At 45.1% G+C, this 21,622-nt stretch carries 22 protein-coding genes, 1 other RNA gene and 4 pseudogenes; 8 read left to right on the top strand and 19 right to left on the bottom strand.

Features of this window, described 5'->3' with window-relative positions; genetic code table 11:
* Positions 1 to 98: 98 nt before the first annotated feature.
* Positions 99 to 470 carry a hypothetical protein gene (locus tag E6C60_RS01525; protein WP_138224141.1) on the bottom strand — a complete coding sequence of 124 codons (372 nt, stop codon included), beginning with the start codon at positions 468 to 470 and terminating at the stop codon, positions 99 to 101.
* Positions 471 to 907: 437 nt separating this feature from the next.
* Between E6C60_RS01525 and E6C60_RS21080 the strand changes: the two genes are divergently transcribed.
* A complete protein-coding gene (locus tag E6C60_RS21080) occupies positions 908 to 1,165 on the top strand; it encodes a hypothetical protein (protein ID WP_138224140.1) in 258 nt (85 codons plus the stop codon).
* A 346-nt stretch (positions 1,166 to 1,511) separates the two neighbouring features.
* Here the strand turns inward: E6C60_RS21080 and E6C60_RS01515 are convergent, their stop codons facing one another.
* Complete coding sequence (locus tag E6C60_RS01515) at positions 1,512 to 2,027, bottom strand: hypothetical protein (protein ID WP_138224139.1); 516 nt, start codon at positions 2,025 to 2,027, stop codon at positions 1,512 to 1,514.
* Positions 2,028 to 2,404: 377 nt separating this feature from the next.
* Here E6C60_RS01515 and E6C60_RS01510 point away from each other — a divergent pair.
* Positions 2,405 to 3,004 (top strand): annotated as a pseudogene (locus tag E6C60_RS01510) (transposase); the annotation flags it as partial.
* Positions 3,005 to 3,478: 474 nt separating this feature from the next.
* On the opposite strand, the gene E6C60_RS01500 reads toward E6C60_RS01510, so the two are convergent.
* Positions 3,479 to 3,949 (bottom strand): hypothetical protein, encoded by a 471-nt coding sequence (locus tag E6C60_RS01500; RefSeq protein ID WP_138227567.1) that lies wholly within the window; start codon positions 3,947 to 3,949, stop codon positions 3,479 to 3,481.
* Between the two features lie 19 nt (positions 3,950 to 3,968).
* Positions 3,969 to 4,313: pseudogene (locus tag E6C60_RS01495) on the bottom strand (EndoU domain-containing protein); the annotation flags it as partial.
* A 324-nt stretch (positions 4,314 to 4,637) separates the two neighbouring features.
* Here E6C60_RS01495 and E6C60_RS01485 point away from each other — a divergent pair.
* A pseudogene (locus tag E6C60_RS01485) lies at positions 4,638 to 4,775 on the top strand (transposase); the annotation flags it as partial.
* Here E6C60_RS01485 and E6C60_RS01480 read toward each other — a convergent pair.
* The 4 genes and pseudogenes from E6C60_RS01480 to E6C60_RS01465 all read right to left on the bottom strand — a co-directional run.
* Positions 4,745 to 5,032, bottom strand: a pseudogene (locus E6C60_RS01480) (IS110 family transposase); the annotation flags it as partial. The pseudogenes E6C60_RS01485 and E6C60_RS01480 overlap by 31 nt on opposite strands.
* 156 nt (positions 5,033 to 5,188) lie before the next feature.
* Positions 5,189 to 5,968, bottom strand: a complete 780-nt coding sequence (locus E6C60_RS01475; protein ID WP_138224138.1) for a recombinase family protein — start codon at positions 5,966 to 5,968, stop codon at positions 5,189 to 5,191.
* Between the two features lie 394 nt (positions 5,969 to 6,362).
* Entirely contained in the window at positions 6,363 to 6,710 is a 348-nt protein-coding gene (locus E6C60_RS01470) for a hypothetical protein (protein ID WP_138224137.1), read from the bottom strand.
* Positions 6,711 to 6,712: 2 nt separating this feature from the next.
* Positions 6,713 to 7,915, bottom strand: a complete 1,203-nt coding sequence (locus E6C60_RS01465) for a WXG100 family type VII secretion target (RefSeq protein ID WP_138224136.1) — start codon at positions 7,913 to 7,915, stop codon at positions 6,713 to 6,715.
* Positions 7,916 to 8,011: 96 nt separating this feature from the next.
* Between E6C60_RS01465 and E6C60_RS21075 the strand changes: the two genes are divergently transcribed.
* Together E6C60_RS21075 and E6C60_RS01455 are read left to right on the top strand one after the other, a co-directional pair.
* Positions 8,012 to 8,191 carry a hypothetical protein gene (locus E6C60_RS21075; protein ID WP_138224135.1) on the top strand — a complete coding sequence of 60 codons (180 nt, stop codon included), beginning with the start codon at positions 8,012 to 8,014 and terminating at the stop codon, positions 8,189 to 8,191.
* Between the two features lie 283 nt (positions 8,192 to 8,474).
* Positions 8,475 to 9,659: an IS256 family transposase gene (locus E6C60_RS01455; protein WP_138224134.1), complete on the top strand. Its 1,185-nt coding sequence runs from the start codon at positions 8,475 to 8,477 to the stop codon at positions 9,657 to 9,659.
* A gap of 146 nt (positions 9,660 to 9,805) precedes the next feature.
* Here E6C60_RS01455 and E6C60_RS01450 read toward each other — a convergent pair whose 3' ends face one another.
* The 4 genes from E6C60_RS01450 to E6C60_RS21540 form a co-directional block, all read right to left on the bottom strand.
* Positions 9,806 to 10,312, bottom strand: coding sequence for a hypothetical protein (locus E6C60_RS01450; protein WP_138224133.1), 507 nt, complete (start codon positions 10,310 to 10,312; stop codon positions 9,806 to 9,808).
* Positions 10,313 to 10,332: 20 nt separating this feature from the next.
* Positions 10,333 to 10,836 (bottom strand): hypothetical protein, encoded by a 504-nt coding sequence (locus tag E6C60_RS01445; RefSeq protein ID WP_175415136.1) that lies wholly within the window; start codon positions 10,834 to 10,836, stop codon positions 10,333 to 10,335.
* A gap of 365 nt (positions 10,837 to 11,201) precedes the next feature.
* Positions 11,202 to 11,603: a DUF4279 domain-containing protein gene (locus E6C60_RS01440; RefSeq protein ID WP_138224131.1), complete on the bottom strand. Its 402-nt coding sequence runs from the start codon at positions 11,601 to 11,603 to the stop codon at positions 11,202 to 11,204.
* 23 nt (positions 11,604 to 11,626) lie between these two features.
* Complete coding sequence (locus tag E6C60_RS21540) at positions 11,627 to 11,758, bottom strand: polymorphic toxin type 33 domain-containing protein (RefSeq protein WP_138224130.1); 132 nt, start codon at positions 11,756 to 11,758, stop codon at positions 11,627 to 11,629.
* Positions 11,759 to 11,936: 178 nt separating this feature from the next.
* Here E6C60_RS21540 and E6C60_RS01430 point away from each other — a divergent pair.
* A protein-coding gene (locus E6C60_RS01430; RefSeq protein WP_456093909.1) for an IS3 family transposase occupies positions 11,937 to 13,083 on the top strand; the annotation gives its coding sequence in 2 pieces (ribosomal slippage) (positions 11,937 to 12,208 and positions 12,207 to 13,083; 1,149 coding nt in all).
* A gap of 651 nt (positions 13,084 to 13,734) precedes the next feature.
* Here E6C60_RS01430 and E6C60_RS01420 read toward each other — a convergent pair.
* The 7 genes from E6C60_RS01420 to E6C60_RS01390 form a co-directional block, all read right to left on the bottom strand.
* Positions 13,735 to 14,688 carry a site-specific integrase gene (locus E6C60_RS01420; protein WP_233281093.1) on the bottom strand — a complete coding sequence of 318 codons (954 nt, stop codon included), beginning with the start codon at positions 14,686 to 14,688 and terminating at the stop codon, positions 13,735 to 13,737.
* A 122-nt stretch (positions 14,689 to 14,810) separates the two neighbouring features.
* Positions 14,811 to 15,175, bottom strand: a transfer-messenger RNA (tmRNA) gene (gene ssrA, locus E6C60_RS01415).
* 309 nt (positions 15,176 to 15,484) lie between these two features.
* Entirely contained in the window at positions 15,485 to 15,964 is a 480-nt protein-coding gene (gene smpB / locus E6C60_RS01410; protein ID WP_138224128.1) for an SsrA-binding protein SmpB, read from the bottom strand.
* A gap of 249 nt (positions 15,965 to 16,213) precedes the next feature.
* Entirely contained in the window at positions 16,214 to 18,856 is a 2,643-nt protein-coding gene (rnr, locus tag E6C60_RS01405) for a ribonuclease R (protein ID WP_138224127.1), read from the bottom strand.
* A gap of 235 nt (positions 18,857 to 19,091) precedes the next feature.
* Complete coding sequence (secG, locus tag E6C60_RS01400) at positions 19,092 to 19,322, bottom strand: preprotein translocase subunit SecG (RefSeq protein ID WP_138224126.1); 231 nt, start codon at positions 19,320 to 19,322, stop codon at positions 19,092 to 19,094.
* Between the two features lie 163 nt (positions 19,323 to 19,485).
* A complete protein-coding gene (locus E6C60_RS01395; RefSeq protein ID WP_138224125.1) occupies positions 19,486 to 19,911 on the bottom strand; it encodes a hypothetical protein in 426 nt (141 codons plus the stop codon).
* A gap of 12 nt (positions 19,912 to 19,923) precedes the next feature.
* Entirely contained in the window at positions 19,924 to 20,217 is a 294-nt protein-coding gene (locus E6C60_RS01390; RefSeq protein ID WP_138224124.1) for a hypothetical protein, read from the bottom strand.
* Between the two features lie 101 nt (positions 20,218 to 20,318).
* Here E6C60_RS01390 and E6C60_RS01385 point away from each other — a divergent pair, with 101 nt between their 5' ends.
* Both E6C60_RS01385 and E6C60_RS01380 read left to right on the top strand, forming a co-directional pair.
* Complete coding sequence (locus E6C60_RS01385) at positions 20,319 to 20,645, top strand: ArsR/SmtB family transcription factor (protein ID WP_138224123.1); 327 nt, start codon at positions 20,319 to 20,321, stop codon at positions 20,643 to 20,645.
* Positions 20,642 to 21,619 carry a cation diffusion facilitator family transporter gene (locus tag E6C60_RS01380; RefSeq protein WP_138224122.1) on the top strand — a complete coding sequence of 326 codons (978 nt, stop codon included), beginning with the start codon at positions 20,642 to 20,644 and terminating at the stop codon, positions 21,617 to 21,619. Before E6C60_RS01385 ends, E6C60_RS01380 begins: the two co-directional genes overlap by 4 nt.
* Positions 21,620 to 21,622: the final 3 nt, after the last annotated feature.

The raw sequence follows: 21,622 nt of genomic DNA, 5'->3' as shown, positions 1-21,622 counted from the left end.
ATAATCAAATAGCTTAACACTGTTTCTTTTATATTAAATTCCCTGTACATCATTGAAGATTATCAGATCAATATGTCCTTGTTACGTATCACCAAAGCCTACTTTTTAAATATAAATTCCTGGGAATTTTTTATGACGATTTTTGTAATTTCAAATTTTTTATCTGATGGTAAGAGAACAGAGCTTTCAATTTTTATAGAGTCTTTTGGTTTTACTTCTTTATTTACTTGATTCGTTAAATCCTCATTTATGTTATTGATTAGAGGCTTAACTGATTCAATATATATCGCTGCATCAGCATTATTAGTTATGTTTATTTCATACTCCAAATAATAATGATCTCCTTTTTTGATATTGTTATAATTTAACAGAGAAATGTCTAATGAGGAATTAATTTCTGTTTGTCTTGAACATCCTATATTCATTATTAAAAAAAACACGATTAGTAAAGTAAATAACTTATTCTTCATTCACAACAACTCCCTTTAAATTGTTATGTCAAACATGATTAGACCCGGAATAGTAAGACTTTTCCGTAATGTTGAATCTGAGGAGTTTAAAGAAGTCTATAGCAGTAGCAACTCGTTAATCAACCGAATTGAAGCTTTTATAGAAGAATAGGCCTGTTGATTAACCACTTAATCAGAGTCGTCAAACCGGTAAAATGTTCGTACCCCTACAAACGAATCGGAAGGTGACGACTCCATGAAAAATACCAACACGATTCTCCCCATCCTACAAATTGTTCTTACGCCCGATGAAGTCGAATCCATCGTCCAAACGGAGGGCTACCTAGATAAGGCGCGAAAATTCACGGTCCATCATTTTATTTGAGTATTGGTGTGCTGCAGCCAGTGAAAAATGGTCAGGGTACCGTTTCGGTGCGGATCATGCCGCTTGTAGCGGCTTGTCTCAAGTTCACTACTATTCCTGTTTTTCCGGTAATGCAGCAGATGTGCCGTTTGCTGTATGTAAAGAACTGTTTCAACTGCTTGTCCGCAAATGTAATCTTGAAACCCGTGGAAAGCTGACTTTTCCGAAAGAATTGCTGCTGATCGATTCTACTGCGATGACCGTCGGAATAACTCGCTTGCCTTGGGCTCCCTACCACGGAGAACGGGCTGCGGTTAAACTGCATGTCGCCCTACGGGCTCAAAATGGATAGCACTTGGCGTCACGAAAACGATTGGCGCAAGGCATGATGGCCCTGTATGCGAATCTTTGAAAAACCCCGACTTTATTAGGTTAATGAAGGGTTACCTCGTCATGCTATTCTTTCTTTTGTTCGATTAGCTCATTTGCTGCTTCTGGATAGACTACCGGCTGAATGGACGATACCGCATACATCGTCTGATTGCTTTCGAGTAAAAATTAATTTAATTAACATATTCTGGTTGATAAACAGACTTGGTTATACATAGTCTTTATGGTTCACTCTATTCACAAATCATTTGATGATTAGGCAAAAAAGCCCCCGGTAATCGGGAGCTTTTTGAGCAACAAAAATTGAATCAATCTCTAACATCCGAAATGGCCGAACCAGTTTTCCCATAGAATTCACCATTAACATTATAACCGCCACCGCTCCATTGAAGTGTATAGTCTCCACCAATCATCCCTTGTTCGTAACCTTCCTCAAAATCTTTCCATGTTAAGAAACTATTTCCTTCCATCACTCTAGAGAAATATATTCTCTTAGTATAATTATGTGTTAAGCTAACGGTCACTGGTTTACTGCTATAGTTTTTCATAAAAATTTTAATATGACCAAATCCAGCATTTACAGTAAAGTATTTTTGTACAGTTGCGCCTCCCGATACTTTATCGCCAATAGGGTTACTTGTATCAATAACCAATGGGCTTATCAATTGATCCTCTACAAAAGGATTATTAATTGGAAGACTTTCTTTTACCCTAGATTCAGGACTTACATTCTCCTGAGTTGTACTTAATGAAGCAAAAGCAGTTACTCCTGTTGTTGCCAGTGCTAAAAATAATGTCGCAACAAAAGCATTTCTTTTCTTCATAAAATAATCCCTCCCCAATTCCTACTATTATGTATTAATTGGTTGATACTGTATTAATTATATAACTACTGTTTAAATATTTCCATGAATTATGGCTCAACCTCAAATTCAGTGCTTGACTATAAGCCCAACATCCGATGTCGGTTGCATTCAATGAGAATCCCTGCTTTATTTGATAATTGTTTGATAGTGTGCTTCAAATAAATATCATTATCGGCGATTTCATTTAACTCAACTTTCGCAGAGCGAAAATCGACTCAAATGCATGATGTAACTGGAGAAATCGCGTATATAGTTACGAAATAGAAAAACACCACTTCATTTGGTAAAGTGAGAGTGTCGAACAATCACTACCATACAGAAGAGGTGTCCTCTAAATGATAGAGCAAAACGTCCAACAGAATCAACTTCCTAAATGAAAATGAAATTAAATCGGCATTTAAAGAACTAAAAGTGGTGCAGCACTTGAAAACAGCGGGCTTTAAGAAGAATTTATTTCAGCTCGTTTTTGTTCTCTTGTTTCATCACAAAAACTGGTTTCGTTTGCTGGAAAGCGGTATGGGAGCAACGTTCCCTGGAAAGACACCGTGTATCGTTTCTTAAATCATAGCGCCGATCGGGTATCCGTCATTATAGTCGATGATTCTATGTTTGAACGTAATCGCAGCAAGGCGGTTGCATTGCTTTCCAGATGTAAGGACCATGCGAGCGGCTGTTACTACAAAGGTTTTCGAATGCTTACACTGGGCTGGTCAGATGGGCACACGTTTATCCCCGTCGACTTCTCCTTGCTCGCTTCGCTCAAGTCGCAAGTGAATGGAATTATAGACGGTATCGATCAGCGGACGTCCGGCTACAAAAGACGGATGGAGGCACTCCTGCCCGCACCTGAGGTAGTCCCCGCGATGATCGATCGAGCGCTTTCGACAGGCATGCAAGCTTCTTACGTGTTGATGGACAGTTGGTTTACACACGCCATATGCTGTATCAGTTGCAACAGTTTGCGGTCCTTGATTCGAACCTCCAGGCATTTCATCATCCAGCTATGATCAACATGGTCAAAGAAAACAGATATATCCGTATTCGCGTCCACAACCCAGTTCGTTTTCTTCTTCGTGATCGGCGTATTTAGCATTCGCAGTGCGTCGTGACAGCCAAGCCCTGGTCGAAATCCAAATGAAAAGTTCAGAAAGTCCTGTTCGTAAATGGCCGACGGATTTTACTCACGGCCAACTGAACAATCTTATTTTCGTTGGCTGGAATGCCCAGCGGTCTCTTCTTCTTGCTTCCAGGCTTAAGGATATAAACTCGCCTGACGGGGTGAGGATTGTAAGCCATTCGACGCAAGGTGGTTGTCGCTTCTACGGCATACCCAGTGGTTTCAGGGAAAGACCTTGCCCGGCCGCACTACACAAACTTATTGACAGACTCTTTAAATGGCTTTACACAAGCTATTTTACAAATTCATTTTCTATACTCTTAACTTCTATCATTTTTTGTTCAATCCACTTTCTAACCATATTTGCCTCTTCAAAAGCAATTACTCCCCTCTCGCTTTTATATTTATAAGTTTCGTGAGCCCATATCAATATAATCTTCACAAATTCAACTGTCTCTAATTTACAGATCGGTTCAATTTCATCTTCTTCCTCATCATAAAATGGATCTTCAATTATTGTATAGTCTTTATAAGATATAACGCTGGATGCATTTCCTCCATGTCTATATTCGGGTATATTCCCCCTCAATAAATCAAGATAATTCTCAATATCCTTTTTTAAATCTTTGAATCTCCAAGGTATATCAGATCCTAAGGGATCACTTATCATACTGGCGAATTCTAGTGATTTTTCCTCATCAAAATCCAATACTACAATATTAAATTCATCCATATATTTCAATTTATAAGTATACTTTGTCATCATTGAAATACCCTCCAATTCAGTATATTGGGTATGCTGAGATTATCTTGTCATTTCTTAAAATAAACTCTATTTCCATTCCCGTTCTTGTTTTCCCAGTATATTTATTGTTTTTTATATTTACTTTATTAATTGAAGCTTCATTTATTGCATCTATTACCTGTTGTGGTGTCCATTCCTTTGGAAAAAATGCAGATTTAGGTCCTTTTAGTACTCCATTAATTTCAACATTGGCTTGATAAACACCAAACTCGTTAGGTGGGTCAACATTCCCGACAATTTTACCATTACTATTTGGCATCCCTTCATAATGAAAACCATTGGCATTCCCATTTTTGAGTATTTCCCCATTAAAAATATGGTTTAATCCATTTTCTTTAGTTCCTTGTTTAAAGTTGTCTGTGTTTTGTAGATTCCCGAGCCATCTCTCTTTATCTACAACAGGTTTACCAGCTTCTCCCGTCCCCTATGTTGTAAAGCTGATTCCTTTTATGAAAAAGCGGCACCGACATTCCTTCCAGTTACCACCATTATACGATTTATCCGACATGCTTTTCTATCGCCTCTACATCCGGTAAAACAAACTTTGTCTTGTTCCTCATCATGCCATAGATGATGTTTACAAGTCTTCGCATCACGCATACCAATGCTTGCCCTTTCGTCTTTCCTTCGGCAATCTTCCGCTGGTAAGATCGGAGACATTAACCGTTTCCCAAATCCAAATAAATTAGCGAGATTCGCAGGAGTCGCCCCGGTATTATTCAGTTCGGCGGGGAAAGGCAAGACGATGAAGAGCAAGCAGGGCAATGCCGTATTGACTTCCTTGACTTTCTGATTCTGTTCAAGCAGATAAACGGCAAGAGAACGCCCGTATCCACCAACATCTTCAAGACCAAAGATCGGGTTTACGCCTCTTTTGGCATAACCTTTTACCTGCTGAAGAAAGTCCGGGAACGCATTCGGAATATTGTTGAATTGAATTTCTCCGAGCTTTTCATTCCAGCAGTTGATAATGACAGCAGTATGGGTATGCTTGTGCAAATCCACGCCGACATAAATATGCTTTTCCTTGTAATGACGCATCGAATCCCTCCATGTCAATGAGATGGAAAGAATGTCGGCAACCTCAGCTCGAGCGTTAGTCCGAAGACCCGCATTGGGACGCCAGCCAGTCCATTCTTTCGTTTCAGTTGACATATAGAATTGTCCGCTTATTTTTTAAGCAGACCGAAAAACTTTTTAGATGATGGCTTGATGCTGACCAGTGGCTTCAATACTGCCGTATGAATATATCCCTCGATATGTAAGTTCATGATCAAAAATCCGCTTGATCTGCACTTTGGTGAAGTATTTGCCTTGGTCAGTCGTATAACCTTCCTTGTTCAGTTGCTTCGCATATTGAGCTAATGTCCAATGCGAGTTCTGCTGCTTCAGTTCAAACAACCTTCTGACAATCTCGGCTTTTCGATCATCGACAATGAGCAGCTTCTTGCCCTTGATCACTCTGTAGCCAAAGGGGATTCCTCCGCCTGCGTAACCGCCCTGCTCTGCCTTTTTCCTTCTTCCTCTGCCAAGCTTCAACGCGATCTCAAGACGTTGGTACTGATCAAGCAATTCGAGCATTCCATTGACCAAGAAGTCGTTCGGGTCATACGCATAGATGCTATAATTCGGCTGCTCTATCGCCTTCACATCGGCTTGGTTCCGCTTCAATTCCCGCTGAATCAATACCTTTGCCATGTCCGAACGCCACAAACGCGAAGTATTCAATACGATAACTCCTTGAATATTCAACTGGCTGATGTCGGCAAGCATGTTTTGCAACCCTTCACGTTCAACGGTCAAGCCTTCTTCATCGACTTTTGCCCCACTAATTCCCCGATCTTCGTAAATTCGGAGCAGATTGCAGTGGTTTTCCCGGCAATATCGGGTTATTTCATCAACCTGATATTGCAGACTGTAACCGTCTTTGACTTGCCCCTGAGTTGAAACCCGGACATAACCAACGACATTTTGCATCGTTTCCTCCCCCTCGGTTACAGCATTTCAAGTTGCTGTAACCCTTGCTATTCAGCATGTCACCTGCTTCTGTGAGATTGTATGAGATCGGCCTTTTGCTGACAAGGGGGGTCCAAATTATGAGCATGGGGGTGAATTTCGTTTCCGAATTACTTGCATGAGGTACTGTATTTGAAATAAGCCCTATGCGCATGAGGTTTGTGTATTTGTGACTAAAAATCTTGCATGAGCTACCGGTATTCAAATACGATCTATTTCTCATCTGCTGATTCAGTATGCCTTTTTAGCGCACGAGTTTCGATTTTAGCGCGTTCTATTGTTTAAGGATGAGGGTAATATAGGGCAAAAGAAAAACCTTGACTGAGTGACGAGCACTCGATCAAGGTTATATTAATTACTCTACGGTTACATTATCACTTCTAAATGTCATTATTTTTATATCTCCTTCACCTTCAAAGACGATTTTTATGTCTTTCGACGTTGAAGAAGAATCCACATCCGTACAACTGATCTCCAAGATTGAATCGGAATCTACCGTATCATTTGTTGAATCTAAATGATAATTTTGTACATTTTCAAAAGTAACCTTAATTACTTTCATTTCATCTTCCTCGGGACTGTAATTTTTTTGTCTCCAATTACAGAGATCGATATCGAGAACCAGTTTCTCGCCGTTAATACTAATATTTTCTAATAGGCTGTCATGCAGATCGAATTCTTCAATAAAAGTAGTTATTTTCATACTTACTCACCGTCCTTTATTACAATATGAGAAGCTTTCGAACCTTTACCCACAGGATTCCCGTCAATATCAAAATAATAATCAACTTTTTTATCGGTATAATTCGGATTGTGGACATGGTAATGGTCTACCGCTTCAAATCCTGTAGCACCTTTCTTTCCTGGATCATAACTGATTTTTACACCTGTTTCAGGATTATAATATTCCCGAGACATGGTATTCTGGGCTTTCCTTGGATCTGTTACATCCTTCCAGCCTTCTTTGAGCAATTGATCTGGTGTCTTTGTTCTTATGTCGTTAATCATGTTGCCCATGGCTTTACCCGTACCCTCATTCCCCGTCTTGTCCTCCGGGTTCTCATCATCCGGCTTACCATCTTTACCGCCATTGTCCGAACTGTCTCCAGTGCCGTCTCGATTACTGTCACTACCACCACTACCACTACTGCTGCTTCCGTTGCTCCCGCCGCTGCTTCCGCCCTCAGGCATATTCAGCTTTGGCTTAATCCCCACCCGGTGCATCATAAAGGCGCTAAGCCCCATCGCGGTTTGCTGCCCCAGGAAAGCGGACCAGCCTTTCTCATCAATTTCAGATTGGATGCCGGCCATCTGCTTGTCGAAGTCTCCGCGTGTGTTACCAACGTCAAAAGTCATTTTTGCGCCCCACACCGCAGTGTTAATGATGTACTCAGCTGTTCCAATTGTCGCATTATAAAACATACTGCCAGCCGTATTAATAGGATCTTCATAGAGGTTTACGGCGGTCTCTTTAATAGAGTTGGATATCCTCTTAGCTCCCGAGCCTGCTCCCTTTAAAAACCCATCTATTTCATCTCCAATGGATTTAGGGGCAGGCATGATTTGGTCCGGTCCGCACATGATAAAGTTATTCGTTATCCCTGCTGGCAGGAACTCCGGGTTCACGCAGTTCGGATCCAGACTGCCGTCAAGGATCTGAAACTTGATAGCTGCACGTGTTAATTCTAACTGAACCTCATGCATATGCTCCAGCGTCTGCTTCATCTCTCGGGAGGCCTTCTGGAAATCACCGAAAAAACGCTCCCGGGTCATTCCTTCCCACTCCATCGACATCTTGTGGATGCTTTGGCGCAGCGCATTATTCATTCCCTCTAGTTGATTAGCACCGTGTTTGAAATGCTCCGCTGCCTGCATCAGTACTTCAGGGGGAACCAGTATTCTCGACATCGTATAACCTCTCCGTATATTAGATAACTATCTTTTTACCATATCTACTATTAACCGGAAAAGATGCCGAAGTCCTCATGAGTCCCAAAAAATTTCATGCCGGAAGTCTCAATTTTCAGTGTCGAGGGTGACGAGCTTCTAACCAAATTTCGTGAGCGGCAAGCTGCCCTTCGGGGAGCTGTAAAAAGTTTAATCTCTGAGTCTAAAGAAGCTGCTCGCGAATTTAAGCAGGACAATCAAACCGAAGAAATATTTAGTGATATACTGGAGAATTAGAAGTGGTACTTACAGTCATTTCAATATTACAAAAAAACACCTTGAAAGGCACGGAGCCAATCAAGGTTATAGTACAAAACATCAGTCTCCATTATGAGTTGATTATTTCGTTACGCATTTTACAAAGTAACTCGTCTTCATCCATAGTTGTAGGATATAAATCGCCATCTTCAAAAAGATTCGAGAGCGTAAAATATTATGTGTAAATAGATAAATAGAAAAAGGAAGACCTTTTCTTGTAGAATTGAGTTACCACACAACAATTCGAAGAGAGGTCTTCCCTATGAATCATTTTACATCAGATTTAGTTCAGGCTCTAGTCACAAAGCAGGATGTGAGCGAAATTTTTCGCAATCATCTGGAGATGGCTATGAATCGGTTGTTAGAAACTGAGCTCACCGCATTTTTAGATGATGAGAAATATGATCGTGCAGGTGTAAACTCAGGGAACTCTCGGAACGGAAGCTACACACGCACGTTGCACACCGAATATGGAGATCTGAAACTCAACATTCCCCGAGATCGAAATGGAGAGTTTAAACAGCAAACCGTTGCTCCGTACAAGCGCTCCAATGACACGCTGGAGGCCTTCGTCATTCACATGTTCCAGAAAGGTGTGACGATGACGGAGATTGCTGACCTCATTGAGAAAATGTATGGGCATCACTATACGCCGCAAACCGTATCAAATATGACCAAAACCATGGTTGAACATGTCGATGCCTTAACGACACGCCAGCTGGCTAAACGTTATGTTTGCGTGTATATCGATGCCACTTATGTGGCTGTGAAACGGGAAACGGTCTCGAAAGAAGCCATCTATCTAGCCGTGGGCATTCGTGAGGACGGCTCTAAAGAGGTGTTAGCGTACACCATCGCTCCGACAGAGTCTGCTTACATATGGAATGAATTGCTTCAAGACGTGAAAGCACGCGGCACCGAAGAGGTTCTTCTCTTTATTTCCGATGGTTTAAAGGGCATTGTGTCTGCCATTGAACAAGTTTATCCTCGGGCGAAGTACCAGTCTTGCTGCGTCCATGTTTCACGCAGCATAGCCCACAAAGTACGTGTAACGGACCGGCTTGAGATCTGCAATGATTTTAAAACCGTGTACCGTGCAGAGAACGAAGAACAAGGAAAGACCGCTCTAGATGAGCTTTGTACCAAGTGGAAATCCAGCTATCCCAAGGTTGTGAAATCTCTGCAGGAAAACCCCTATATCTTCACGTTCTACAGCTTTCCAGAGTCCATCTGGAGAAGTATTTACTCTACGAATCTCATCGAGTCGTTTAACAAACAGAATAAGAAATACACCAAGCGCAAAGAGCAATTCCCACACGAGGAAGCGTTGGAGAAGTTTTTGGTTGCACAGTTTGAGGGCTACAACCAACGTTTCGCAACCCGATGCCATACCGGCTTTGACCAGGCTCGGGCTGAACTACAGGCTATGTTCACAACCACAGATTAAACGCGGCATCTACAAGACAAGGTTTTTCTATTTACACAAAATTCTTGACGCTACCGGAATAATACTTGAAATTTTTTGTTGGCGAGTTTTACCTAACTAAAAAAGAAACCACATGGAGCATTCCACGTGGTTAAAATACGACAATATTAATCTATATTTAACGTTCTCTTAATTTTTGCATGGTCCTCCTTAGAAAGATTGCATACAGTGATACTTTGTAATCTATCTTCTTTATCAAAGCTAAACACCACATCGTTATTCCCTACATTCCTAAAGGCTACTTCGTCAGAAAAATTAATTAGCACTGCATTATTCAAAACTATAACAGAAAAACTTTGTACATAATCAATATACTTTACATTGAAGGAGCTAATGTCAAAAACTGGGCAACCCCGCATCACCTCCCCCATATCCAATATATTATTTCTCTTAGAATTATCAGATGAAAGTACCAAGGTCATACTACAGACAACTCCACTAATCGAGTCTATGCCAATTTCGATAAGCGATTTTCTTATATCTCCTGTCCGCCAATAAATAAGTGGAAGATTGTATCTCCCCTGACTATGTTTCCATTCCACGTTAAGCGGAACATAGTCATCAAACTCTATAGTTACTCTGCACTCATCAGTAATATTAATTAACTCTAGCATTCAAAACACCTTCTTTTACTTTATCTATACACTGCATGCATAATAACTGGAAGAATGTCCCCTTCTTTTTTTGAAAACTTCAGTTCCCAACCTCTTACATTAACAAGCTTATTATACTCAATTCCTTTTTTAGTCGCATAATCAACAGCTGACTTAAAACTCGTAAGTAATGCCTGTTGATTGATACTATAAGAATGACTTGTATACCTTTTAACATATTCCTCCATATGTTTAGTTGCATTCGGATGTACCCACATTTTTCCTGCATTGCGACTGGTTAGCTCAAAAGATCTTGGAATCAATGTGCCTTCTCTTACAGCCTGAGTTTGCCTAATAAAACTCCATACTGTATCACCTTTACTCACTGCATTTTTTGTGGCAGAACTAACAGCTTTTTTCCACGCTCCTATCCCGCCACTTATAACTGTTTCAATAATAAACCAACTTAATTCATCTTCACGTACACCACGATCCACGATACTGGTAAAAAAGGCATGCTGATCATAATAGTTAAGTTCTGACAATAATAGTGGTCGGGCTTTCCTGACTTAAAGTTGCAATGGCATAGACAGCTTATCTATCGGGGCGGCGTATGCTACAGTTGCGAAATATTTTCAAAAACCCGTGAGAAAACGAAGATAACAAAAAACAGGTCAAGCATGGTGGTATCTGACCATAATCGACCTATTGGATGTACCTCGAATGCGTTATTTAGGTGATAAAATTCAAGCGATTCTGTGCGTACAGGCATACTACAAAAATATCATACGGGTACGAAGATGGTTAAGTCCATTCGAGTCGTGCCCCCCCGATTCATTCGGCACTTGGTGGGGGCTATTTAGAAAAAAGAAACCACATGGAGTTGTTACACTCGCATGTGGTAGTCTTACTAAGAGTAAATATAGTAATCAAAATTTATAGATGCTCCTATTTCACTGGCAAAATGAATCGTATCACTTTCAAGGTAAACTGCAGGTTTATCGTTATTTTCAATGTTGATAACTATCATAAACATAAATTTTAACGAATACTGCTCTTTTAAGTGCAGTAAAACTTTCTGCTTTGACTTGATTATTTCGATGACTTTCATTAATTGAATATTTATATCAAATGATGCTTCGTACGGCGTGCTAATTGACCAACAACTTTCCAATCGTTGTTTCATTGACTTTGAAAAGTCTCCTCTATTATATGCTTCTGTTGGTTCAAGTTGTAATGCTTGAGTAATCTCCTCAGTTGGAAAATTATCACCTACCATAATAAACTCTGCCCTTACTGTTGTTTCTGTCATGCTCTCCACTCCTAAATATTATTTTAAAAAGTACCAGTAGGAGTCGGCTCACCTTTTCCGCCTTTTCTCATAGCATATATTTGACCCGTCGACTTGTCCACGTACAAATCATATTTGCTAATTTCCGCATTTTTTCCGTATGTTTCTTTTTTCACTTCGTGTGCATCAGCTCATTTCGCTTTAAATATTTATCATCTATTTTTTTTTTGAATACTTATTCCGATAGTAGGGCCTTTTCTATTTTTATGCCCAACTTAGTAAACCCTTTTGCCGCACTATAATGCTCCCATACCTTGAGACACAGGAGGGAAAAAAATAAGTTATAATGAAGCCATGGAAAAACGGAACCGATATACCGCAGAGTTTAAGACAAAAGTCGTGCTGGAAGTGCTTCGAGAGGAGCAGACAGTGAATGAAATTGCCGCTAAATATGAGCTTAGCCCCGTGATGATTAGCCGATGGAAATCAGAGTTTTTAGAGCGCGCCAACACGGTGTTCGAGAAGAAGGCCAGTGAAGTCGACAAAATGAAAAAGGAGTATGAAAGTAAGCAAGAACATCTGGAACAGCTGGTTGGCCAACTCACAGTGGAGGTCGACTGGCTCAAAAAAAAATCTGGCCTTAAATGAGCCTCTAGAAGCTCGTAAAGGTATGGTCGAGCGAGGCAACGCTGAAATCAATATCAAACGTCAGGCAGCCCTTCTAAGTATCAACAGAACCAGCGTATACCGTCCTGAAAAGGAGCATTGTGAGAGCGAAGTCAATGTGCAAATCATGCATCGGATCGATGAGATCTACACGAAACACCCTTACTTCGGCTACCGTCGAATAACCTGTTTCCTTCGAGATCTAGGCTATGAAGTGAATCGCAAGCGTGTACGCCGTCTTATGCAGCTTATGGGTCTAGAGGCCATCTATCCAAAGCCGAACCTGAGCAAGCGCCTGCATGCCAAGTATATCCGTCCTTACCTGCTTCAAGGCTTAACGATCGACCGCCCGAATCAGGTCTGGGGAATCGATATTACCTACATCCGGATGGGCAATGGATTTATGTACCTATTCAACATTATCGATTGGTACAGCCGAAAAATCATCGATTACGAACTATCCAACACGCTCGAAAAGGGATTTGTTTTGAGGTGCCTCAAACGTGCATTCAGCCATTGCAAACCTAAGATTATGAACAGCGACCAGGGCTCCCATTTTACCAACGCTGACTATCTTGAGCTGCTTGAAAAAGCAGAAGTAAAGATCTCTATGGATGGCAAGGGCCGGGCAACAGACAACAGCCGGACAGAACGATATTTCCGCTCCCTTAAGTATGAATGCATCTTTCTCAATGAATTCGAAAACCCTCGCGCGCTGCGCAAAGGGATAGCTCGTTATGTCCATTTTTACAACCATGAACGGCCTCATGCATCTCTAGAAGGAGCCAAGCCGGCTCAATTCTATACGCATTCTGTTGAACAAATCGCGTCTTAAATCACAAGATCTCACAAGACAAGGAGGATTAACTTATTTCTCGGAAATTCGTGTCTTGACAATGGGGGGCATTACACACCGCCACCTGTAAAACTCGTTCCAAATTCAATACCTGCTATTTCTGCTGCATGGTTAAACGGCCTAATTGTTCCTGTACCGCCTGTTCTTCTGACTTTATCATTTGGCCGTATATATCATAGTATGCTCTTTGTACATTGCCTTCCGCATCCTGTGTCGATTGTACGCGGTTCGCGTCATCATACTGAGTCAGCGACTGGGTTGAATCAGCATAAACAGTAAGCAGTTGGCGGCTCCATCTATTAAAAAAGTTGTCTGATTTACTGTTGACAGTCCAGAAATTAGCTCAAAATAAATATAGGATGGGAATCATCCCCTCCTAATATTTAAACTCACTTTATAATTATTTTTTCTCACCAAAGATTCTAGATAATTGGAGTTTGTCTGGTTTTTACTACCGTCTGCTGGTCGAATACCAACTTTCAGTTAAAAGTTGGTTTAACACTGCCTTTTGTTGCTTAATGTTAAGCTCTCTTGCACTGGCTAAGTTATAACTTTTGTTAAAGTTTCTGTTTGGTTCAACGTAATCGATTTATTCCATCTGTTTAGATCATAGGGATTCCTACAGCTTCCCTACCTTCTTCTTCCTAACGCCTCGCTCATAGCTGTCACAGTCTTCTTATGCGTCTTATCAAATCGATGAGTATAAATCTTATTAGTCGTTCCAAGATCTGAATGCCCCAAAGCTTCTGAAATAGCCTTTAAGTCAACACCCGCTTCATAAAGAATACTTGCAAACGTATGTCTCAAATCATGAAGCCTGATCTTCGGAAGATTGTTCTTCTCCAAAAAATCCTTAAATGCTTTTGTTATGTAGTTCACCCGATATGGCTTGCCGTTATCATGAGTAAAAACATACCCGCTATCCATATAGTTTTCGCCCAGAATACGTTTATGATTATCTTGTTTACTTTTCACTTTCAATAAGACCTCTAGCAGCTCCTCCGTTATAAAAAGCACTCTCCTGCTCTTTTCCGTCTTAGGAGTCTTCACAACCTCCTGACTGCCAGCACTTGTACGAACCTCTTCAATATGGATGAGCCTCTTAGCAAGATCAACGTATTGCCACCGCAACCCTACAATCTCTTCTCGTCTCAAGCCCAGGTAACCAGCTGAATAAATAGGGAACTCTAGCCTCGTATCCTTAACCATCTCAAGCAATGTGTTTAATTGCTCCTTGGTGTAGTAGGATTGTCCTGTAAACTTCTCCTTTTTAGGCAGCGTCACAGCATCATCGGATACGTTTCGATGAACAAACTGCTGCTTCAGGGCATAATCTAAAGACTTCCGAATACATGCATGGTGCTTATGTGCCGTGTTAGGAGAAAGCCCCTTGTCATCCATAAGATGTTTATAGTATTGTTGGATAAATACAGGCTGGAGCTTCTGGAGTTCAAAGGTACCGAGATATGGAATGACATGCTTGTAGATGATGTTTTTATAAGAATACATCGTCGTTTCCTCACAGTTGTACTTTACATAGTTATCCATCCTGTCTAATTCGCTTTCCTGAACTATCCCTGCCAAAATCAAAGGTTACCCTAAATTTTGTTCCGACTTTTGTTATATTACCGGCCATATTGCCACCTCATCTCAAGCTGTTCGTAGGCTTATAAATGACGAAAACCCGCTCTATGAGCGGGTTTTATGTATGGAGGCGAGGGGAGTCGAACCCCTGTCCGAAGATAACGACAACACAAGCTTCTACGGGTGTAGTCACGGCTTTGATGTCACCCGAGTATCGCCCCGTAACCGGCTATACGTTGGGTCAGCCTGATTGTCTTCTTCAGCACACCCCAGGCGGAGATGTGACAGCGTATCCCACTAAAGTTGAGCCCTCATCCCGGTACATGGGCGATACAGAGCGAGAGCACGCTCACAGGTTATTAAGCTGCGAAAGCGTAGTTGTTTTGTTGTTTGCCGTTTAATAGGCTTTAGCGTTGATGAAGTGGACGCGTCCCCACTACCCGCTACTCATGCCCGAACTACCCCCGTCGAATCCAAGAACGCCCCCTTAATAAGGTGAACCTCGCGGTTAAGCAAAGCCTCACACAAAAAAGGGATAGATGGATTAGATCTGAAGATGATCAAGCCAAGCAGATTCATCTATTCCAAAATCCTTTCCCTCCAAGAAAGGATTTCGAAGCAACAAGCTTGTTGTCAAAGATCTTAATAAAGATCAAGGATCGCTTACATCAGTTAGTATATCACATTATCTATCAAAATGATATACAGATCACAGGGAAAGCAGCTAAATGCTGCCAGCCCGTGTGATTATGCTTATGAAACCGTAGAATTATCGCTTCTTCCTCATGCGGCAGACTTACCGCGCCACCTTCTGCTTCTCCCGCAGAGCCCGCTGAATGTCCCGCTGGGCATCCCGCTTCGCAGCGGTGTCGCGCTTATCATACTGCTTCTTACCCTTACCGAGGCCAATCAGCAGCTTCGCATAGCCGTTGCGGATATAAATCTTCAGCGGCACAATAGAATAGCCTTCCTGCTTGGACAAGCCGAGCAGCTTGTTGATCTGGACTTTATGCAGCAGCAGCTTGCGTGTTCGCGTCGGGTCCAGCGGATTGCTGCGGTTTCCCTGCTCGAACGGGCTGATATGCATGTTGTGGATATGAACCTCACCGTTCCGAATCGTGGCAAAAGCGTCCCCGATGTTCGCACGCCCGTTGCGCAATGACTTGATCTCCGTTCCGGTCAGCACCATGCCGGCTTCATACGTATCTTCGATGAAGTAATCATGGGAAGCTTTTTTGTTCTGGGCCAGAACCTTCCCGTCACTTTTCTTACCCATAGGATCACTCCTTAGCTTCATAAATATATGGTCACCCTAGTGAAAAAAGACCTCCGGTAAACGCATCCTGACAGCGGTTCACCAGAAGTCCATTGTATCAACTGCATCCTCCAAAAGCAAGGCGGGGCCTGCACTCCGGCATCGGTGACCCCCGCAAATACACTAGAGTCTCACTGCTGCACTTTAGCCGAGGAAATTGGCCTAAAAGGAGCAGCGACGGGTGTCCCTCCGCTTTTCTGCCTTACACCCTTACTTTTTGTTCTTCCGTACAAAAGCTGCCGTGCCGCCGCCCTTCTTGCGCTTGCGGCCGCCACCGCCATTTCCCGGACCAGGCGATGCGCCTTCCCCGATAAAAATGCCGCTGCCAGACGTCTTCTTGCGTCGGCTGCCGCCTTTGCCGCTGCCGGCATTGCGATCGAAGCCGGTCGAGCTCGCGCCCTGCGAGCTGTAGCCGCCCTTGCCGCTGCCAAAGGCGAAGCTGCGCGGCGTCTCCTCGCTGCGGCCCAGGCTCACGCCGCCACCGCTGCTGCCGCCTGCAGCGCCACCGGCACCGCCGGCGTCACCGCGCTTGCTGCGCCTTGGCTTTCCGCTCGCATCGCCGGCTGCGGCGGGCTGTGCATCGCCGCCGCGCTTGCCGCGGCCGCCCTTGGCCCCGCCGCGCCCGCCATGATCACGGCCTCCGAAGCCTCGGCCGCCACCGCCAGCACCGCCGCTGCGCTTGCCGGCGCCGCCTCCGAAGCCGCCTTCACGGCGCGGCTTCATATCCACCATCTCGAAATCGATGGTGTGCTCCTCCATGTTCACGTTCGCCACGCGAACCTTGACCTCATCGCCGATACGGAACATTTTGGACGTACGCTCGCCGATAAGCAGCATGTGACGCTCATCAAAATGATAATAATCGTCGCTCAGCGCGCTAAGGCGGATCAAGCCCTCAACCGTATTCTCCAGCTCGATAAACATGCCGAAGCTTGTTACGCTGCTGATCATACCCTCAAACTCTTCGCCTACCTTATCGAGCATATACTCCGCTTTCTTCAGCGCCTCGGTGTCGCGTTCGGCATCCACTGCCACGCGCTCCCGCTCGGAGGATTGCTGGGCAATATCCGGCATTTTAGCGCCCAAATATTCCTGACGCTGCTCCGTCAGCGTATTGCCGTTCTCGAACACCTCGCGAATGACGCGGTGAATGACGAGATCCGGGTAACGCCGGATTGGGGAGGTGAAGTGCGAGTAGAACTCCGCCGCCAGTCCGAAATGCCCCGTGCTCTCAGCATCATATTTCGCCTGCTTCATCGACCGGAGCATCATCGTGCTCAGTACAGTCTGCTCCTTCGTGCCCTGAATGTCCTCCAGCAAGTTCTGCAGCGCGCGCGGATGAATCGAATTGCCCCGTCCCTTGACATGGTGTCCGAAATTCGCCGCAAACGCCATAAAATTCTGCAGCTTCTCCGGGTCCGGCTCCTCATGAATCCGGTACAGGAACGGCACCTTCAGCCAGTGAAAATGCTCTGCCACCGTCTCATTCGCCGCCAGCATGAATTCCTCAATAATCTGCTCGGCGATGGAGCGCTGGCGCTTCACAATATCGACCGCCTTGCCGCTCTCATCGACAATGACCTTGGATTCCACAAAATCAAAATCCACCGCGCCCCGCCGCATCCGCCGGTCCCGCAGCTTCATTGCCAGCTCGCGCATGAGGCGGAAATCATCGACCAGCTCGCTATAGCGCTCCATGAGCTCCGGGTCCTCGTCCAAGAGAATTTTGCGCACATTGCTGTACGTCATCCGTTCCTTCGTCTTAATCACGCTCGTGAAGACGTCATGCTTGACGACCTTCATCTGCTCGTTAAATTCCATCTCGCACGACAGCGTCAAGCGATCCACCTGCGGATTCAAGCTGCAGATGCCGTTCGACAGGCGGTGCGGCAGCATCGGAATAACCCGGTCAACCAAGTAGACACTGCACCCCCGTGCATACGCTTCCTGATCCAATGCCGACCCTTCCCGCACATAGTAGCCGACGTCGGCAATGTGTACGCCCAGTCTGTAATGACCGTTAGGAAGACGCTCAACGTTCACGGCATCATCCAGGTCTTTCGCGTCCTCGCCGTCAATCGTCACAATGTTCAGCCCGCGCAGATCCCGTCTGCCCTGCTTCACAATCTCTTCCTCGGTAATGGAGCTCGGCGCCTGCTCCGCTTCAGCCAGCACCTCTTCCGGGAAGCCCTCGGGCAGCTGATGCTTGCGGATGATGGACAAAATATCGACGCCCGGGTCATCCTTATGCCCCAGCACCTCCACCACTTCACCTTCCGCCGCTGCACGGCCTTCCGGATAGCTGAGCATCTTGACGACGACCTTTTCGCCGTCCACTGCTCCGTTCATTCCTTGTCTCGGGATAAAAATATCCCGGTTAATCCGCTTGTCATCCGGAATGACAAAGCCATACACCTCATGGTTCTGAAACACACCCACAATCTGGGTTACCGCACGCGTAACGATCCGGACGACCTCACCTTCCAGCTTGCCCCCGGCATGGCTTTGGGAGGTGACGCGCAGCAGCACAATATCTCCGTTCATTGCGCTTTTCAGGTCATTGGCATGGATGTATACATCAGGATGCTCCCGATCATCAGGAATCAGGAAAGCAAAGCCCTTCGCATGAGCTTGGATCCGTCCGCGCACCAGGTCCATCCGCTCCGGCACTCCGTAGCGGTTCGTGCGGGTCAGCAGAATTTGTCCCGATTGCTCCAGCTCATTCAGCAGCTTCAAAAATTCGCGGAAATCTCCCGCATCCTCAATCCCAAAATGCTGCTCCAGCTCCTGGTATGTCATCGGCTTATAGGCGGTTTCCCGCATAAATTCCAGTAATGTCTGTTCTGTTATCATCTTTTCACCTCAAGAAAACGTGGCATAAGTGTAAACCTGTATTCATCCAACCTTTACCTATATATACCCATAACCTAGTATACACGAATTTAATCGAAGGTATCCTTAGGTCAGGCTCTATGCGAAGCCAGAGTGGGAAATCATTCAATCTCAGGAATTATGTACATTGGAAAAATGGTATAAAAAAACCTCCGCTCTCTTCCGAACTGAAAAAAGCGAAGGTTCTATGTTCATTCTATTTCAGCATCGCGACAATAACAGCAGTGACAATAAAGCCTACAGCGATGACAACGGTGGTGCGCTGCAGCACCAGGTCCATCCCGCGAGCCTTCGTCTTCCCGAAAAGATGTTCAGCACCGCCGGAGATGGCACCAGCAAGACCCGCACTTTTACCCTTCTGAAGAAGAACGACCACGATCATAGCGATCGAAAAAATAACCAGCAGAACCTCCCAAAACATTACCATACCTTCCACCTCCCAAGCGAGTAAACATCATCAATATAAAAAACACCATTATTATTCTACCACAGTGAATTGCAGGTTGACAAGAAAGATAAAGCGACTTCCGGCTCTTTTCCTTATCCCAAAAGCCTATTCTTACCTTAACTTGAGTTCGTTTATTCCAGATTTACCACAATGGCGCGATCGAGTTTGGATTTGCGCGTTTGTTGGGCGCGGGGGTGGCATACGGACTCATCGGGTTCGGTTTTTCGCATTCATTTACCCCAGAACCACTCCAGTGGCGCATCGAGTTCAGTTTTTCGCGTTCATTTACTCCAGAACCACCACAACGGCGCATTGAGTTCGGTTTTTCGCATTCGTTGGGCGCAGGATCGGGCGGCGCGCCCATCGAGTTCGGTTTTTCGCATTCGTTGGGCGCGAGGGCGGCATACGGACTCATCGGGTTCGGTTTTTCGCATTCATTTACTCCAGAACCACTCCAGTCGCGCATCGAGTTCAGTTTTTCGAGTTCATTTACCCCAGAACCACTCCAGTGGCGCATCGAGTTCGGTTTTTCGCGTTCGTTGAGCGCGGGGGCGGCATTCGGATGCATCGGGTTCGGTTTTTAGCATTCATTTGCTCCAGAACCACCACAACGGCGCATTGAGTTCGGTTTTTCGCATTCGTTGGGCGCGAGGGTGGCATACGGACTCATCGGGTTCGGTTTTTCGCATTCATTTACTCTAGAACCACTCCAGTGGCGCATCGAGTTCGGTTTTTCGCGTTCGTTGAGCGCGGGGGCGGCATTCGGATGCATCGGGTTCGGTTTTTCGCATTCATTTGCTCCAGAACCACCACAACGCCGCATCGAGTTCGCTTTTTCGCGTTCATTATGCGCGGGAACCTCCTGCAGCTGCATCGAGCTCTACGAGGCAAAAGGAGTTGCAATCTGTCGCACATCTTTGTATTCTATATATGAGCATATGCTCATATATAGAATACAAAGGGCGGCGAATGCATATGGAGGCTCATGAGCACTCTTTTTTACAAGCACAGACGGTTGAGGATGTATCCCGAATATTTAAAGCATTGTCAGACCCCACGCGCATCAAGATCCTATATATGCTCGCTCAGGAGGAGTGTACGGTGGGTCATATTACGGAGGTGCTGGATATTTCCCATTCAGCAGTATCGCACCAGTTAAGCCTGCTGCGGACGATGCGTCTGGTCAAAAGCCGGCGGGAGGGCACCAGCATGATCTACTCCTGCGATGATAATCACGTCATATCCTTACTTAATCAGGCGGTCTGTCACGCCGAGCAATGTCAGGAGGCTGAAACGCTATGAGCTCTCACTCTCATTCCCATCACGGGCATAATCACGATCATACGTGCCACGGTCATGGCCATGGCCATCATGGACACCACCACGGTCATCATCACGGGCTGGACCCCCAGGGCAATAAAAAGGGCCTGCTTCTCGCGTTAGGCATCACGTTCAGCATTATGCTGCTTGAGTTTTTTGGGGGGCTGCTGACGAACAGTCTGGCCCTGCTCTCGGACAGCGGCCATATGCTGAGTGATACGGTCTCGCTGCTGCTAAGCCTGGTTGCCGTCTCTTTTGCTTCCCGGCCATCCTCTCCGAAGCGGACGTTTGGCTTTTACCGGTTTGAGATTCTGGCAGCGCTGCTCAATGGGGTGACGCTGTTTGTTGTGGCCGGCTTCATTATGTGGGAAGCGTATGGACGTTTTACCGAGCCACCCGAAGTGGCCAGCGGCTCCATGATGCTGATTGCGTCCATCGGTCTCGCCGCTAATGTGCTGAGCGCCTGGGCACTGATGCGAAAAGGCGATGTCAAGAACAACATCAATTTGCGCAGTGCCTACCTGCATGTGCTGGGGGATGCTCTGGGCTCTGTAGGTGCCATTGCAGCAGGCGCGGTTATGCTGCTCTTCGGCTGGTATATCGCGGACCCCATCATCAGCGTAGTGGTAGCCCTCTTGATCTTGCGCGGCGCTTGGGGCGTAATTACGCATACCGTGCATATCCTGATGGAGGGGACGCCGGCTCATGTGAATGCCGCTGATGTTGAGGACGTTCTGAGCCGCATTCCTGGCGTTACAGAGGTGCATGATCTCCATATCTGGAGTATTACCTCGGGCCTGGATTCACTCAGCTGCCACCTGGTTATTACCGATGGACAGAATTCCCAGATTGTGCTGCAGGCTGCGATTACGACCATCGCTGAGCGATTCGGAATTGACCACACCACGATTCAGATTGAAACCCCGGCAACCCGGCATGCCGAGCTGAAGGTATAGGTG

This window comes from Paenibacillus algicola (genome assembly GCF_005577435.1).
In the GTDB taxonomy this organism is placed as follows: domain Bacteria; phylum Bacillota; class Bacilli; order Paenibacillales; family Paenibacillaceae; genus Paenibacillus_AQ; species Paenibacillus_AQ algicola.
The sequence above is the reverse complement of the archived record's forward strand: the minus strand, read 5'-3'. Positions and strand labels throughout refer to the sequence as shown.